Consider the following 14,736-nt stretch of genomic DNA (forward strand, 5'->3'; position numbering starts at 1 on the left):
TGGGAGCTACCGGGCCTGGTCGGCCACGCAGACCTCCGGCTCGGGAGCGGCAGCGAACTTCCGGGTGCGGCGGGCCAGCACCAGCCCGCCCAGCGCGACCGCCGCGATCAGGAAGCCCGCGCTGACCCCGTAGGCCAGCCGGAACCCGGCCGCCAGCGCTTCGCGGTGATCAAGCTCACCCAGGCTCTCCGTGCGGGCGGCGGCCACCGCGGCCAGCACCGCCGTGCCGACCGCCGCGCCGGCCTGCTGAGTCGTGTTGATCAGGCCGGACGCGACGCCCGCGTCCGCGGCCGCGACGTCGGACATCGCCAGGCCCATCAGCGCCGGGATGGCCGCGCCGGCGCCGAGACCCATCAGCAGCAGCGGCGGCAGGACGTCGGCGAAGTAGGAGCCCGACACCCGGGTGAGCAGCAGCAGGCCCACGATCACCAGGCCGAGTCCCGACAGCAGCACCGCCCGCGGGCCGAAGCGCGCGGCGAGCTTGTCCGCGAAGCCGAGCGACGCCACCGCGATCACCACCGGCACCGGCAGGAACGCGACACCGGTCCACAGCGCGTCGAGGCCCAGCACCTGCTGCAGGTACAACGCCGTGACGAACTGGAAGCCGAGCAGGCCGGCGACCATCAGCACCATCACCACGTTCGCGCCGGCCACCGCGCGGATCCGGAACAGCCGCAGCGGCAGCAGCGGCGTCCGCGCCTTCGCCTGCCGCACCGCGAACGCCGCGAGCAGCACGGCCGCCGCCACCAACGCGCCCCAGGCCGACGCCGAGATGCCGTACACGCCGAGCATCACCGCCGCGGTGACCAGGACCGCGCCGAGCACGTCCAAGCCCGCCCGCAGGCCAGTCCCGCGGTCCGGCGAGACCACCCGGACGGCCAGCACGAGCGCGGCCACGCCGATCGGCAGGTTGACGTAGAAGGTCCAGTGCCAGCTCAGTGCCTGCGTCAGCGCGCCGCCCGCGATGAGCCCGATGGACGCGCCCGCCGCCTGCGTGAAGCTGTAGACGCCGATCGCCTTCGCCCGGGCGCGGGGCTCGGGGTACATCGTGACGATCATCCCGAGCACCACGGCCGACGCGAGCGCGCCGCCGACGCCCTGGGCGAACCGCGCCACGACCAGCACGCCCGCGTCGGCGGCCAGGCCCGCGACCAGGGAAGCCAGCGTGAACAGGCCGAGCCCGCCGAGGAAGACGCGGCGGCGGCCGAGCAGGTCGCCGAGCCGCCCGGAGATCAGGAGCAGGCCGCCGAAGGCGACCAGGTAGGCGGTGACGACCCAGGACAGCCCGGCGGGCGTGAAGCCGAGGTCGGCCTGGATCGCGGGCAGCGCCACCGCGACGATGCTGCTGTCGAGCACGACCATCAGCGAGGCGGCACACAGCACCGCCAACGCGAGGCCGCGGGAGCGGGTGGGGTGGTTCTCGGCCACGTTGTTGTCGAATGACACAGTAGGCCCCTCCAGACGAGATTTCCCCTGGTCGTCGCCAGGGCACTTCTTGTAACAGTGCCCATCTTGTGTGACTATGGGGTCGCCGGGAAGGAGGCACTTTCATGTCCCAGGGGAACATCGGTGTACCTGTCCAGGTCACCGAGATCGACCCGGAGAAACTCGACGTCTGCACGGTGCTCGAGGTCATCAACCGGATCAGCGGCAAGTGGGCGATCGGCATCCTGCTGGAAGCCATCCGCGGCCCGGTCCGGTTCACCGAGCTGGAACGCGCGGTCGAGGGGATCAGCCGCCGGATGCTGACGCTGACCCTGCGCAACCTCGAGCGCGACGGCCTCCTGGTGCGCACGATCTACCCGACCGTGCCACCACGCGTGGAGTACGAGGCCACGCCGATGGCGAAGGAGCTGTACCAGTCGCTGAACGGCCTGCTCGGCTGGGCGGAGCAGCACCGGGACGACATCGCGGCCGCCCGCGTCGCCTACGACGGCCACGCAGCCTGCTGAAGACGTGGAACGGGCCGCGGTGCGAGGTCGGGGAGACTCGCACCGCGGCCCGGGTGGTTCGTGCGCAGCGGGGGCATGAGCACGAACGTTCAGGGGGTCAGGCTTTCGCCGCGGCTTCCTCGGGTTCGGGTTGCCGCTCCTCGTCGATCAAGGTGGCCTCGTCGAACGGCGCGGTCCCGGCGAACACCCGTTCCGCCTGTTCGCGGTCGAACTCCTTCGTCCAGTTTCCGATGAGGACGGTCGCGACGGCGTTGCCGGCGAAGTTGGTCAGCGCGCGGGCCTCGGACATGAACCGGTCGATGCCGAGGATGAAACCGACGCCGTTGACCAGTTCCGGCCGGTGCGACTGCAGGCCGCTGGCCAGGGTGGCGATGCCGGAACCGCTGACACCGGCGGCGCCCTTCGACGCGATGATCATGAACAGCAGCAGCCCGATCTGCGCGCCGAGCGACAGCGGCTCGTCCTGCGCCGCGGCGATGAACAACGTCGCCATGGTCAGGTAGATCGCCGTACCGTCCAGGTTGAACGAGTACCCGGTGGGCACGGTGATGCCGACGACCGACTTGCCGACACCCAGGTGCTCCATCTTCGCGATCAGCCGCGGCAGCGCCGACTCCGACGACGACGTCGACAGGATCAGCAGGAACTCGCGGCCGAGGTAGCGCAGCAGGCTCAGGATGTTGACGCGGGCGCCGATCCACAGCACCAGGCCGAGGATGACGAACACGAACACCAGGCAGGTCGCGTAGAAGCCGATCATGATCACCGCGAGGCTCTTCAGCGCCGCCCAGCCGGTCGCGCCGACCACCGCGGCGATCGCGCCGAACGCGCCGATCGGCGCGGCCCACATGATCATCGCCAGGACCCGGAACACCAGCCGCTGGATGTGCTCGATGCCGCGCAGGATCGGCGCGCCCTTCGAGCCCAGCTTCTGCAGCGCGAAGCCGACGAGCAGCGCGACGAGCAGCGTCTGCAGGACCTGGCCCTCGGTGAAGGCGGACACGAGCGTCTTCGGGATGATGTGGAGCAGGAAGTCGACCGGGCCCTCGGCGCCGGTGGCGGACTTCTGGACGCTCTTCACGTCGGCGGGGTTGAGGTGCAGGCCTTCGCCCGGGTGCAGGATGTTGCCGACGACCAGGCCGATGGCGAGCGCGAAGGTCGACATCACGATGAAGTAGACCAGCGCCATGATGCCGACCTTGCCGACCTTCGCCGCCTTGGCGACCGAGCCGACACCGATCACGATGGTGCAGAAGATGATCGGGGAGATCATCATCTTGATCAGGTTGACGAATCCGTCGCCCAGCGGCTTCAGGCCCTTGGCGAAGCCGGGGAAGAGAAAGCCCACCAGGATCCCGAGCACGACCGCGGCGATCACGGCCAGGTACAGGTAGTGGGTCTTGTCGCGGCGGCGCGGCGCCGCGTCGGGGGTCGGTGTAGGCACCGTTGCCTCCAGCTAGGGGTGTTCGGGTTGCGGCACACTGTAGGCCGAGTTCGGTGATCCGGCTCACTTGTGTTCATTGAGTTCGTGTGATGATCGCACTGTCCCGTTCGGACAGCGGCCTGCGCGGTGTGCTGGTATGAGGAGGTGCCTCCGACGTTGCGGTCCCATTGGAGCCTGGCGCGCCAGCTGCTCGTGCTGCAGCTGGTGGTGCTCTGCGTGCTGGCCGGCGCCGGGACCACCTTCGCCTGGCTCGACGCGGGGCGCGCGGTGAACGAGAACGCGCGCGACCAGGTCCGCGCGGTCGCCTTGACCGTCGCCGACGCGCCGACCGTCGCCGCCGCGGTGACCACACCGGACCCGAGCGTGACGCTGCAGCCGTTCGCGCTGCTCGTGCAGAACCACACCCAGGTCGACTTCATCACGATCATGAGCCCGGCCGGGATCCGCTACACCCACCCCAATCCGGCGCTGATCGGGCAGCACTACATCGGGACGATCGACAAGGCGCAGCAGGGCCACGAGCTCACCGAGACCTACACCGGCTCGCTCGGCCCGTCGGTGCGCACGGTCGTGCCGGTGTTCGACGCCGGCCACCGGGTCGTCGCGCTGGTCGCGGTCGGGATCAGGGTCGCGGCGATTTCGGCCGAGCTGCGCGAACGGCTGCTGCCGCTGTTCGGCGTGGCGGGTGCGGTCGTGCTGGTCGGGGCGCTGGGCGGCTGGCTGATCAGCGCCCGGCTGCGGCGCCAGACCCGCGGTGTCGCGCCGGACGAGCTGAGCAACCTGTTCGAGTACCACGAAGCCGTGCTGCACTCGGTCCGCGAAGGCGTGCTGCTCGTCGGCCGGGACGGGCGGATCGGCCTCTGCAACGACGGCGCCCGCGCGCTCCTCGGGCTCGACGCCGACCCGGTCGGCCGCGACCTGGCGACGCTGGGCCTGCCCGACGGGCTGGCCGAGGCGTTCACCTCGGCGGAGAACCGGGCCGAGGAACTGCACCTGACGGACTCGCGCGTGCTGCTGGTCAGCACGACCGCCGTCCGCTCGGGCGGCCGGGCGCAGGGCACCGTCGTCGTCCTGCGCGACCACACGGAGCTGCAGTCGCTGACCGGTGAGCTGACCACCGCCCGCGGGCTGGCCGAGGCGCTGCGGTCGCAGGCGCACGAGGCGGCGAACCGGCTGCACACGGTCGTTTCCCTGGTCGAGATCGGCAAACCCGAGCAGGCCGTCGAGTTCGCCGTCGCCGAGCTCGCGTTCGCCCAGGAGCTGACCGACCGGGTCGTCGGCGCGGTCGCCGAGCCGGTGCTCGCCGCGCTGCTGCTGGGCAAGGCGGCCGAGGCGAGCGAACGCGGGGTCGAGCTGACGGTCACCCCGGACACCGTGATCGACGACGTCTCGCTCGGCATCGAGGCCCGCGACCTGGTGACGATCCTGGGCAACCTGATCGACAACGGCCTCGACGCGGCCGTGCGCGGCACCGGGCACCCGAAGGTCGTCGTCACCGCCCGTTCCGACGAGGACGGCCTGCTGCTGCGCGTCGCCGACAACGGACCGGGCGTGCCCGAGGACGCCGACGTGTTCCGGCGCGGCTGGTCGACGAAGGCGGAGGACGGCCACGGGCTCGGTCTCGCGCTCGTCGGGCAGGCGGTGCGCCGCTACGGCGGCACGGTCGACATCGGCCGGGACGAGGGCGCGGTGTTCACCGTGCGGCTGCCGCGGCAGGAGGCGGGCCGGTGATCCGCGTGCTTGTGGTGGAGGACGAGCCGGTGGCCGCCGAGGCGCACCGCGTCTACGTCGAGCGGCTGCCGGGGTTCGCCGTGGCCGGCGTGGTCCACTCCGGCGGCGAGGCACTGCGGTTCTGCGAGCGCGAGCCGGTCGACCTGGTGCTGCTGGACTTCTACCTGCCGGACACGCACGGCCTGGCGGTGTGCCGGTCGCTGCGCGCGGCCGGGCTGCCGATCGACGTCATCGCCGTGACGTCGGCCCGCGACCTCGGCCTGGTCAAGGCGGCGGTGTCGGTCGGCGTGGTGCAGTACCTGCTCAAGCCGTTCACGTTCGCGACCCTGCGCGAAAAGCTCGAGCGCTACGCGGAATTCCGCGACGCGTCCGGCGAGGTCACCGGCCAGGCGGAGATCGACCGCGCCCTCGGCGCTTTGCGCACGACCGAGCAGCCCCCGCTGCCGAAGGGCATGAGCGTCCAGACGCTGGAGGCGATCACCGACGCGCTTTCCGGCGCGGCGGAAGGACTTTCGGCGGGCGCGGCGGCTTCGGCGATCGGTGCTTCCCGCGTGACGGCCCGGCGCTACCTGGAGTACCTGGCGGACAACGGCATGGCCCACCGCGAGCCGCACTACGGCCAGGTCGGGCGGCCGGAGGTCTGGTACCGGCTGACCCGCGTCTGACGCACAGGCGGGCTCAGGACCGGCTGGACCGGAGCACGTCACGGACCTGCCGTTCGACTCGCGCCCGCCCGAAGTGCCGGACCAGGGCGAGGGAGAACAAGGCCGGCGCCACCGAGGTCCACTCGGAACGGTCCAGCCCCAGCTCTTCGCGTAGCCCGCGCCTCGCGACGTCGTAGAGGCCCGGCGGGGTCCGGCCGTGCGAGTCCAGGGAACGGGACAACGCCTCATTGGCCGACGCCGCGTTGCTTCGCTTGGCGAAGACGGCTTGCCGATCCGCCGGCTGCGGGACGACGCTGGTGCGCAGGGAGCCGAGCGCGAACCCCGAGCCGGTGCCCGGGACGGCGGCGCGGGTGAGTGCGCGCCGGACCCGGCCGGCCGAGCGGGTCAGCGCGCCTTTCAACGGGTCCTCGAAAAGGACCGAAAGCGCGAGCCCGAGCACCGCACCGACGATCAACCCGGCTACTCCGGAACTGAGCTGCCCCACAGTCAGGTCAGTCGCCGGAGGGCGCCGAACCGTTTCGCCCGGTCGGGGTATAACGCCCTATACCGCGCCCCCGACTTCCGGCGGGTTCCGGTCGCCCCGCTACTACGGTAGACCGGAAAGCACGCCGACGAGGGAGTGCCGCCATGCGGAAGTGGGCAGGGTTCGTCGCAGCGCTCGTCGTCACCGCCGGGCTCGCCGCTCCGGCACACGCCGAGGCGCCTGCCGCCAGTGTCACCGACGTCCAGGTGACCGGGCCGGCCGCCCAGCGGTTCAACCTCGTCGTCCTCGGGGACGGCTACACCGCCGCCGAACAGCCCAAGTTCTTCGCCGACGTCGAGCGGCACGTCAGTACCCTGTGGTCGCTCGAGCCGTTCAAGTCCTACCGCAGCTACTTCAACGTCCACGCCGTCTCGATCGCCTCGCCCGAGTCCGGTGTGGACTGTGACCCTGCGCTCGGCTCACCACGCCGGGACACCCCGCTGAACATGGGGTTCTGGGGTGGCTGCAACCCGCAGAGCGTGCAGCGGCTGCTGACCGTCGACGACGCCGCCGCGCAGCGGTACGCCGACCTCGTGCCCGGCACGACGCCGGCGAACCGGCAGATCCTGGCGCTGGGCAACAGCACCACGTACGGCGGCGCGGGCGGCACCTACGCGACGGCGTCCGGCGGGAACGCGCTGTCGGCGCTCATTTCGCCGCACGAACTGGGCCATTCGCTCGGCGGTCTGGACGACGAGTACGACTACTACGCCCGCAATGTCCCGGGCGGCGCGTACGAAGGCGGCGAGCCGGATTCGATCCACCACACCCTGCTCACCGAGCCGCAGATGCGCGCGCAGCACGCGAAGTGGTGGCGGTGGCTCGGCGAACCCAGTGAGTCCGGCGGCACGATCGGCCGGTTCGAGGGCGGCCTGTACAGCCAGACCGGCGTCTGGCGGCCGAGCGGGCACTCGATGATGAAGACGCTCGGCTACGCGTTCGACCAGGTCGGCCGCGAGCGGATGACGCAGCGGATCGCGGCGAAGGTCCCGCTGATCGCGGGTGGCACGCCGGCGGGCACGATCGGTGCCGACCGCGTCGTGTGGGTGCGCCCGATGCACCCGGTGAGCCACCGCCTGGACATCCGCTGGACCCTCGACGGCGTCGCGCTGCCCGGCCGGGACGCGGTCGACCTGCGCCGCGCGCACGTCCGGCCCGGTCGCCACACCTTGACGGCGACGGTGACCGACCCGACGCCGTTCGTCCGCGACCCGGCGGTCCGCCCGACGGCGACCCGCACCTGGACGGTCGACACGACGGTGGTCACCCCGCCCGCGGGCGGCCCGGCCGTCGTGGCGTCGACGCCAACCTCGCGACCGGTCGGCGGGCACGACGTCGTCTACGTCGAAACCGGCGAGCCGACCGGCTCGATCCCGCCGGTCCTGTGGATGCTCGACGGCCGCTTCGCCGGGACGGGCACCGACTACGCGCTGAACCTCGCCCGCGGCACGCACACGCTGACGGCGACGACCGGCGGCACGACCCTGACCTGGACGGTGGACGCGACGGGCCCGCTGACGACGGCCGAGCTGCCGCCCGGCCCCGTGCACCACGGCTCGTTCACGATGCGGCTGACGTCGCCCGACGGGCTGCCGGAGTTCCGCGTCGACGGCGACGGCTGGCACAAGTACTTCGGCTGGCCGACGGACCCGGCGGCACCGTACGTGTTCACCGCGCTCGGCACGAACATCGACGGCCTGGCGTACGGCAACCTCGGCTCGGGCGGGCTCACGGTTTCGCCGTTCGCCGAGCGGCAGCCGGGGTACGGCAAGCACCGGATCGAGTACCGGTCCATCGACGCGGCGGGGAACGTGGGCCCGACCCGGTCGTTCACCGTGACGCTGCTGCCGTAAACCGGTCGCCGGGTGCGTTCCGGGCTTGTAGGGTCCGTACCCATGGGAACTTTGTGGATGCCCGCATACGGGCGTAAGTCTCAGCGTCCTCGCCGCGCCTGACGGCGCGCCTCGCTGACGATCCGATCGCGCCGTACTTCCGGATGCCCTGGCACCCGGAGGCGGTCGAGCGCACTCCGCTCCCATCCCCGGGTGCTCCATTCCGTATGTCTGGAGTACCTCCCTTGTCCCGTTCCGTCCACGGTGGACGCCACGAACTCGGCCAGAACTTCCTGCACCACTCCCCGACGATCGACCGGATCGTCCGGCTCGCGCGCGCGACCGACGGCCCGATCCTCGAGATCGGCGCCGGCGACGGCGCGATCACCGGTCGCCTGGCGGCACTCGGGCGTGACGTCCGGGCCGTCGACCTCGACGAGCACCGCGTGCGCCGGCTCCGGCGCCGCCTGCCGTCGGTGACCGTCGTCCACGACGACGCCCTGCGGACCCCGCTGGACCGGCCGGTCGTCGTCGGCAACCTGCCGTTCCACCTCACCACACCGATCCTGCGGCGGCTGCTCACCGACGGCAGCTGGCAGGAGGCCATCCTCCTCACCCAGTGGGAGGTGGCCCGCAAACGCGCCGGCGTCGGCGGCCGCACGATGCTGACGGCGCAGACGGCACCCTGGTTCGACTTCACGTTGCAGGCACGCGTCCCGGCCGACGGGTTCCGGCCGAAACCCAGCGTCGACGGCGGGCTCCTGACGATCGTCCGGCGGCGGGAACCGCTCGTCGACCCGGCCGACCGCGCGGGCTACGAACAGTTCGTCCGCGAGGTCTTCACCGGCCGCGGCCGGGGGATCGAGCAGATCCTCACCGCGACGGTCCCGAAGCGGTGGCGTCCGACGTTGAAGGCGGCGGGGATCCCACCGTCAGCTCTGCCGCGGGACCTCACGCCACGGCAGTGGACGGCGGTGTGGCACGGCTAACGCGGCCGTCCGGGCACCCCTGGCCGCGTCTGCCAGGGGTGCGGGCCGGCCAGCGGCCGGTAGTCCACCCCGAGCGCGTCGAGCCGAGGCAGGTGGTGGTCGCGCAGCCGTGACAGGAACTCCGCGTAGTCCCGCGGGCCACCGCTCCACGCCACCTCCGCGAACGCCGACAGCCGCGGGAACGCCATGTAGTCCACCCGCCGGACGCTGTCCAGGTGCTCGCTCCACACCTGTGCCTGCACACCCCGCAGCCGCGGCCCGCTCAACGCCGGCTCGTACGCGTACACGTCCTCCAGCGTGTGGACCCAGCCGACCGGGATCGGCTCGTCGGGGTGCGTGGACTGCCGGTGGTCCAGGTACACGTGCTGCTCCGGGCACAGCACGACGTCGTGCCCGAGAGCAGCTGCCCGCAGGCCCGCGTCCTCGTCGCGCCACGCGCCGATCACCATCGGGGGCAGGCCGTCGATGTCGAGGACCTCGTCCCAGCCCATCGGCGTGCGGCCGCGGGCCACGAGGTGCTCGGCCAGGTGCCGGACGAACGCGCGGTGCTCGTCGGTCGCGCCCGGCGTCTCGTCGCCGCCGAGGGCGATCACCGGGGACGGGAAGATCTCCAGCAGGTGGTCGAACACCTGGCGGAAGAAGTCCAAAGTAGACTCAACGGGCGAAAGCAGCGAAGTGCTGATACCCCAGGAAGTCCACACTTCGTAGGACGACGACGTCCCCAACGCCGGATAGGCGGCGAGGGCCGCCCGCGCGTGGCCGGGGATGTCGATCTCCGGCACCACCGTGATGGCGCGCGAAGCGGCGTAGGCGACGATCTCCCGCAGGTCGTCGCCGGTGTAGAACCCGCCGTGCGGACGGCCGTCCTGCGCGCCACCGCTGCCGGCCATCGACGACGGCCGCCAGCCGCCCACCGACGTCAGCCGCGGGAACGCCGGGACCTCGAAGCGCCAGCCCTGGTCGTCGGTGAGGTGCAGGTTGAGCACGTTCAGCTTGTGCGCGGCCAGCAGGTCGACGAACCGCAGCACCTCGGCCTTCGTCCGGAAGTGCCGCGCGACGTCCAGCAGGCAGCCGCGCCACCCGAACCGCGGGTGGTCCTCGACGACCCCGCACGGCAGCGACGACGGCGGAAACCCGGCCACCCGGAACGCGGACGGCCCCGCCAGCTGCCGCAGCGTCTCCCGCCCGTAGACCTCCCCGGCAGCGTCGGCCACCTCCAGGACCACCCCGGACGGGGCGATCGAGAGCCGGTACCCCTCCGGCGGCAGGGCAGCGTGCCGGACGTCCACTGTGGACGGCCACGGGCAGGACCCCGCGGCGGGCGTCACCGAGACCGGCCGGGGGAGCAGGGTGCCGAAAGTCATGTCAGCCCTTCACGGCGCCGGCCATGCCGGACACCAGCCGTCGCTGGACGAGGACGAAGAACACCAGGACCGGGATCGTCATCAGCGTCGACGACGCCATCACCGCGCCCCAGTCGGTGTCCTCCGGCTTGAAGAACACCAGGATCGCCTGCGGCAGCGTCTGGTTCTCGGTCTTGGAGACGATGAACGTCTTGGCGAAGAGGAAGTCGTTCCAGGCGTGGATGAACGCGAGCACGCTCACCGCCACGAGCCCGGGCGCCACCAGCGGGAACAGGATCTGCCAGGTGAACCGCAGCCGCGACGCGCCGTCGAGCTTGGCCGCCTCTTCGAGCTCCACCGGCACCGCGGCGACGAAGCCCCGCAGCATCCAGATCGCGAACGGCAGGCTGAACGCCAGGTGCACCAGCACCAGCGAACCCAGCTCGTTGAGGCCCAGGGCCGGCACCGCGCCGCCGAGCGACCGCATCAGGAAGAACAGCGGGATGGTCAGCGCCTCCACCGGCACCATCTGGGCGACCAGCGTCATCACCAGCAGCACGGTCCGGCCCTTGAAGGAGAACCGCGTCAGCGCCACCGCCGAGAGGAACGACATCACCAGTGACAACGCCACGACGACCAGCGCCACGAGCAGGCTGTTGACGAAGTACCGCCCGAAGCCCGACACGGTGAGGACGCGCGAGAAGCTGTCGAACGACGGATCGAAAGTCCACGGCTTCGGTGAAGCCGACTGGATCTCACCCGCCGGCTTCACCGCCGAGAGCAGCATCCAGTACAGCGGGAACGCGACGATCCCGGCGATCACGACCGTGACGACTTCGGCGATCAGGCGCCCGGGACGTTTCACAGCCATGCCGCGCTCCGGCGCTGCGCCCGGACGTACAGCCCGGTGACCGACAGCAGCAACAGCGTCATCACGACTCCGATCGCCGAGCCGAGGCCGTACTCCTGCCCGGCGAAGGCCTGTTGGTAGGCGTAGACGTTGAGCACGAGGTTGCGCCCGGCCACGCCGCCGCCGTTGGTCATCACGTAGATCTGGGTGAACACCTTGAAGTCCCAGATGATCGACTGGACCGTCGCGATCATCAGCAGCGGCCGCACCATCGGCAGCACGATCGTCCACGTCGTGCGCCACGCCGACGCGCCGTCGAGCGACGCGGCTTCGAGCACCTCGTCCGGCACACCCTTGATCCCGGCGTACATCGTGACCAGCACGAACGGGAACGAGCACCAGATCACCTCGGCCGCGACCAGCCCGAACGCGCCGAGCGTGCCGAACGTCCAGGAGTGGTGCTCGAACGGCAGCCCGAGGCCCGACAGCACCTCGTTGACCAGGCCGAAGTCGGTGTCGAAGAGGAACAGCCAGACGTAGGAGCCCGCGATCGCCGGCGTCGACCACGCGCCCAGCGCGGCCAGGAACAGCAGCATCCGGGGCAGCGAACGCACCCGCGAAGCCAGCACCGCGAGCCCGGTGCCGACGACGAGCGAGCCGACGACGCAGGCCGCGGCGAACCCGACCGTCTTGCCCAGCACGGTCCAGAACTGCGCCTGGGACAGCAGGTCGGCGTAGTTCGCGAAGCCGAGGAACACCAGGGGCGCGTTGCCCGCGGCCTGCGGCTGGCCGTAGTCGTAGAAGGAGATCAGGACCAGCTGGTAGATCGGGTAGGCCAGCAGCGCGGCGAGCAGGATGCCCGCCGGGGCGAGGTAGAGCGCGGCGGCCCGGCCGTCCCCCTTCCGCCGCGGCCGCCGCGCGGGGGCCGTGACGGAAGGGGCGTCCTGGAGCGTCACCACTAGCCGAAGGCCTTGTTCATCGCGGCGGCCGCGTCGGCCAGGGCCGCCGCCGGGTCCTTTCCGCCGGTGGCGATCTGCTGCACGGCCGTCGGCAGCACGTTCTGGCTGTCGATCTTCGACCACGCCGGCGTCGCCGGGACGAACTTCGTGCCCGCCTTCAGCGTGTCGACGAACGGCTTGAGGAACGGGTCGTTCGCGGCAAGCTTCTGCTGCACGCTGCCCAGCGTCGGCAGGTTGCCCATCGCGGTGTACATCTTTTCCTGGTACTTCGCGCCGCCGAGCAGCTCGACGAACTCCAGCGCCAGGCTACGGTGCTTGCTCGCCTTGAACACGCCCAGCAGGTTGCCGCCGGCGAACGCGGGCGCGATGCCGCCCGCGCTGGTGCCCGGGATCGGCACGACGGCGTACTTCCCCTTGACCGCGCCCTGCTCGACGGCCTTGCGGTTGAAGTCGCCGCCGATCGTCATCCCGGCCTTGCCGCCGGCGAAGGCCGTGACGCTCTGCGTGCCGGTCAGGTTGGCGCACTGCGCGGGCGGGCAGATGTCGTCCTTGAGCAGGTTCGCGTACTGCGTCACGCCGGCCTTGGCCTGTTCGCCGGTGACCGCCGACGTCCACTTGCCGCCGCTCTGCTGCGCCAGCTCCCCGCCGTTGGCCCAGAGGAAGGGCAGCATCGCGTAGGTGTACTTGCCGCCGACGGCGATGCCGTAGAGGTCCGGCTTGGCAGCCCGGATCCTGCGTGCGGTGTCGGTCAGCTCGGCCAGCGTCGCGGGTGGCTTGAGGCCCAGCTCGGTGAAGACGTCGGTGCGGTAGTAGAGCGCGCGGATGCCGGTGTACCAGGGCAGGCCGTAGGTCTGGCCGCCGGACTTCGCGGTGTCCAGCACGGTCGGGATGAGGTCCTTGCCCTCGGGCCACGCCGCGAGGTCGCCGGTCAGGTCGGCCAGCGCCCCGGTGGCCGCGTAGCTGGAGACGTCGGTGTTGCCGAACTCGGCGACGTCCGGGGCGTTGGCCGGGTCGTTGAAGGCACCCGAGAACTTGTCGGCGCGGCCCTCGACCGGCACCCACTGGACGTCGACCTCGACGCCGGCGTGCGCCGCCTTGAACTCGGTGATCGCCTCCTTGACCACGGCCTCCTTCGGCGCGCGGTTGGCCTCGTCGAACAGCCAGACGCGGACGGTCCCGGTCTTTTCGTCCCCGCCGCCGCCCGCGGGCGCGGACTGGGTGGGGGCGCAGCCGGCCAGCAGGGCCAGCCCGGCGACGAACGGCAGCAGTCTCATGGGGTGCCTCCAGTGGGGGACCGGTGCTCAGGCGAAGTAGACGGAGTTGACGGACCCGACGGCGAGTGAACCGGCGGGGGTGCCGGGCAGGCCGGTGGCCGGGTCGCGCGGCAGCCAGGTGACGGTGCCGGAGCGCTGGTTCGAGACGTAGAACCAGCTTTCGGACGGGTCGAGGGCCACGTGCCGCGGCCAGTTGCCGCCGGTCGGCACGTTCGACAGGAGCTTCAGCGTGCCGCCGGCGGCCGTGAACGTGGCCAAGGTGTTGGGACCGCGGACCGTCGCGTAGACGAACTTCCCGTTGCCGGACACGACGATCTCGCCCGGGAACCGGTCACCGGTGCCCCCGGCGGGCACGGCCGGGACGACCGAGAGCGCTTTCAGCTTCCCCGCCGCCGCGTCCCAGCTCGCCACGGTCACCTCCGCCCGCAGCTCGCCCAGGATGTAGGCGAACTTCCCGGTGCGGTCGAAGGCGAGGTGCCGCGGCCCGGCACCCGAAGGCAGCTTCAGCTGCTGGTGCAGCGAAAGCTTCCCGGCGGCGAACCCGTAGACGTACACCGAGTCCGCGCCGAGGTCGACCGCCAGCACCCAGCGGCCGGTCGGGTCGTTGACGACCTGGTGCGCGTGCGCGTCCCGTTCGGCGCCGTGGTGGGTGACGAGGTCGGTTGCCGGCCCGAGCTTGCCGCCGGCCAGGATCGGCAGCACGACGACGCTGCCCGAGCTGTAGTTCGCCGCCAGCACGTACTTCCCGCTGGAGTGCACCGAAAGGTGCGTCGGCGCGCCGCCCTTCGACGACACCTTGTTGAGCAGCTTCGGCGTCGCCGGATCGGCGAGGCTCAACGCCGAGACGTACCCCGCCGGGTCGCCTTCGTTGGTGACGTACAGCGTCTTGCCGTCGGCGCTGCGGTCGAACCACGACGTGTCGGTGATCCCCGGGATCGTCCGGACCGGGGACAGCGCCGCGCCCGAACGCGTGGCGACGTCGAGGCCGTGCCCGGTCGCCCCGGTGGTGTAGCTGCCGATGTACGCGGTGGTGCCGGCGAAGCAGCCCTTCTCCGTGGTGGCCGCGCCGGCCACCTGCGTGCCCAGGACGGTCGCGGCGCCCGCGCCGGCCGCGGCGCCGAGGAACGTGCGACGGGAAAGTCCGGTCATCGTCATTGTCTCCCAACGGGTTTCG

Annotated in this window: 13 protein-coding genes; 5 read left to right on the plus strand and 8 right to left on the minus strand. The window is 71.6% G+C overall.

Translation table 11 applies throughout. From position 1 onward, the window contains the following. Positions 1–6 precede the first annotated feature (6 nt). Positions 7–1,428: a DHA2 family efflux MFS transporter permease subunit gene (locus tag I4Q55_RS40570; protein WP_206795952.1), complete on the minus strand. Its 1,422-nt coding sequence runs from the start codon at positions 1,426–1,428 to the stop codon at positions 7–9. 122 nt (positions 1,429–1,550) lie between these two features. Here I4Q55_RS40570 and I4Q55_RS40575 point away from each other — a divergent pair, with 122 nt between their 5' ends. Then, positions 1,551–1,952 carry a helix-turn-helix domain-containing protein gene (locus tag I4Q55_RS40575; protein ID WP_206795898.1) on the plus strand — a complete coding sequence of 134 codons (402 nt, stop codon included), beginning with the start codon at positions 1,551–1,553 and terminating at the stop codon, positions 1,950–1,952. Positions 1,953–2,049: 97 nt separating this feature from the next. Here I4Q55_RS40575 and I4Q55_RS40580 read toward each other — a convergent pair whose 3' ends face one another. Continuing rightward, entirely contained in the window at positions 2,050–3,396 is a 1,347-nt protein-coding gene (locus I4Q55_RS40580) for a cation:dicarboxylate symporter family transporter (RefSeq protein WP_206795900.1), read from the minus strand. A 156-nt stretch (positions 3,397–3,552) separates the two neighbouring features. On the opposite strand from I4Q55_RS40580, the gene I4Q55_RS40585 reads away from it, so the two are divergent. Next, positions 3,553–5,127: a sensor histidine kinase gene (locus tag I4Q55_RS40585; RefSeq protein WP_206795901.1), complete on the plus strand. Its 1,575-nt coding sequence runs from the start codon at positions 3,553–3,555 to the stop codon at positions 5,125–5,127. Continuing rightward, positions 5,124–5,792: a response regulator gene (locus I4Q55_RS40590; protein ID WP_176171321.1), complete on the plus strand. Its 669-nt coding sequence runs from the start codon at positions 5,124–5,126 to the stop codon at positions 5,790–5,792. The genes I4Q55_RS40585 and I4Q55_RS40590 overlap by 4 nt, the downstream gene beginning before the upstream one ends. A 13-nt stretch (positions 5,793–5,805) precedes the next feature. Here the strand turns inward: I4Q55_RS40590 and I4Q55_RS40595 are convergent, their stop codons facing one another. Next, positions 5,806–6,246, minus strand: a complete 441-nt coding sequence (locus I4Q55_RS40595) for a hypothetical protein (RefSeq protein WP_206795902.1) — start codon at positions 6,244–6,246, stop codon at positions 5,806–5,808. A gap of 173 nt (positions 6,247–6,419) precedes the next feature. Between I4Q55_RS40595 and I4Q55_RS40600 the strand changes: the two genes are divergently transcribed. Both I4Q55_RS40600 and erm read left to right on the plus strand, forming a co-directional pair. Beyond that, positions 6,420–8,168, plus strand: coding sequence for a M64 family metallopeptidase (locus I4Q55_RS40600; protein WP_206795903.1), 1,749 nt, complete (start codon positions 6,420–6,422; stop codon positions 8,166–8,168). 224 nt (positions 8,169–8,392) lie between these two features. Continuing rightward, positions 8,393–9,136, plus strand: a complete 744-nt coding sequence (gene erm, locus I4Q55_RS40605; protein WP_242547645.1) for a 23S ribosomal RNA methyltransferase Erm — start codon at positions 8,393–8,395, stop codon at positions 9,134–9,136. Here the strand turns inward: erm and I4Q55_RS40610 are convergent. From I4Q55_RS40610 to I4Q55_RS40630, 5 genes are read right to left on the minus strand one after another with little or no spacing between them, the layout of a single operon-like run. Next, complete coding sequence (locus I4Q55_RS40610; protein ID WP_206795905.1) at positions 9,133–10,500, minus strand: beta-N-acetylhexosaminidase; 1,368 nt, start codon at positions 10,498–10,500, stop codon at positions 9,133–9,135. The two genes, erm and I4Q55_RS40610, sit on opposite strands and share 4 nt — an antisense overlap. Position 10,501: 1 nt before the next feature. Further along, positions 10,502–11,350, minus strand: coding sequence for a carbohydrate ABC transporter permease (locus I4Q55_RS40615; protein ID WP_206795906.1), 849 nt, complete (start codon positions 11,348–11,350; stop codon positions 10,502–10,504). After that, positions 11,341–12,288 (minus strand): carbohydrate ABC transporter permease, encoded by a 948-nt coding sequence (locus tag I4Q55_RS40620; protein WP_374194530.1) that lies wholly within the window; start codon positions 12,286–12,288, stop codon positions 11,341–11,343. The genes I4Q55_RS40615 and I4Q55_RS40620 overlap by 10 nt, the downstream gene beginning before the upstream one ends. Next, positions 12,288–13,562 (minus strand): extracellular solute-binding protein, encoded by a 1,275-nt coding sequence (locus tag I4Q55_RS40625; protein WP_206795907.1) that lies wholly within the window; start codon positions 13,560–13,562, stop codon positions 12,288–12,290. Before I4Q55_RS40625 ends, I4Q55_RS40620 begins: the two co-directional genes overlap by 1 nt. Positions 13,563–13,589: 27 nt before the next feature. After that, positions 13,590–14,717, minus strand: coding sequence for a lactonase family protein (locus I4Q55_RS40630; RefSeq protein WP_206795909.1), 1,128 nt, complete (start codon positions 14,715–14,717; stop codon positions 13,590–13,592). Positions 14,718–14,736 lie beyond the last annotated feature (19 nt).

The sequence above is a fragment of the Amycolatopsis sp. MtRt-6 genome (genome assembly GCF_017308975.1).
GTDB lineage: Bacteria > Actinomycetota > Actinomycetes > Mycobacteriales > Pseudonocardiaceae > Amycolatopsis.

Coding starts and splice junctions, on each gene's coding strand:
- I4Q55_RS40625 (WP_206795907.1), bottom strand. CDS start 13,562: ATGAGACTGCTGCCGTTCGTCGCCGGGCTGGCCCTGCTGGCCGGCTGC.
- I4Q55_RS40600 (WP_206795903.1), top strand. CDS start 6,420: ATGCGGAAGTGGGCAGGGTTCGTCGCAGCGCTCGTCGTCACCGCCGGG.
- I4Q55_RS40575 (WP_206795898.1), top strand. CDS start 1,551: ATGTCCCAGGGGAACATCGGTGTACCTGTCCAGGTCACCGAGATCGAC.
- I4Q55_RS40615 (WP_206795906.1), bottom strand. CDS start 11,350: ATGGCTGTGAAACGTCCCGGGCGCCTGATCGCCGAAGTCGTCACGGTC.
- I4Q55_RS40630 (WP_206795909.1), bottom strand. CDS start 14,717: ATGACGATGACCGGACTTTCCCGTCGCACGTTCCTCGGCGCCGCGGCC.
- I4Q55_RS40610 (WP_206795905.1), bottom strand. CDS start 10,500: ATGACTTTCGGCACCCTGCTCCCCCGGCCGGTCTCGGTGACGCCCGCC.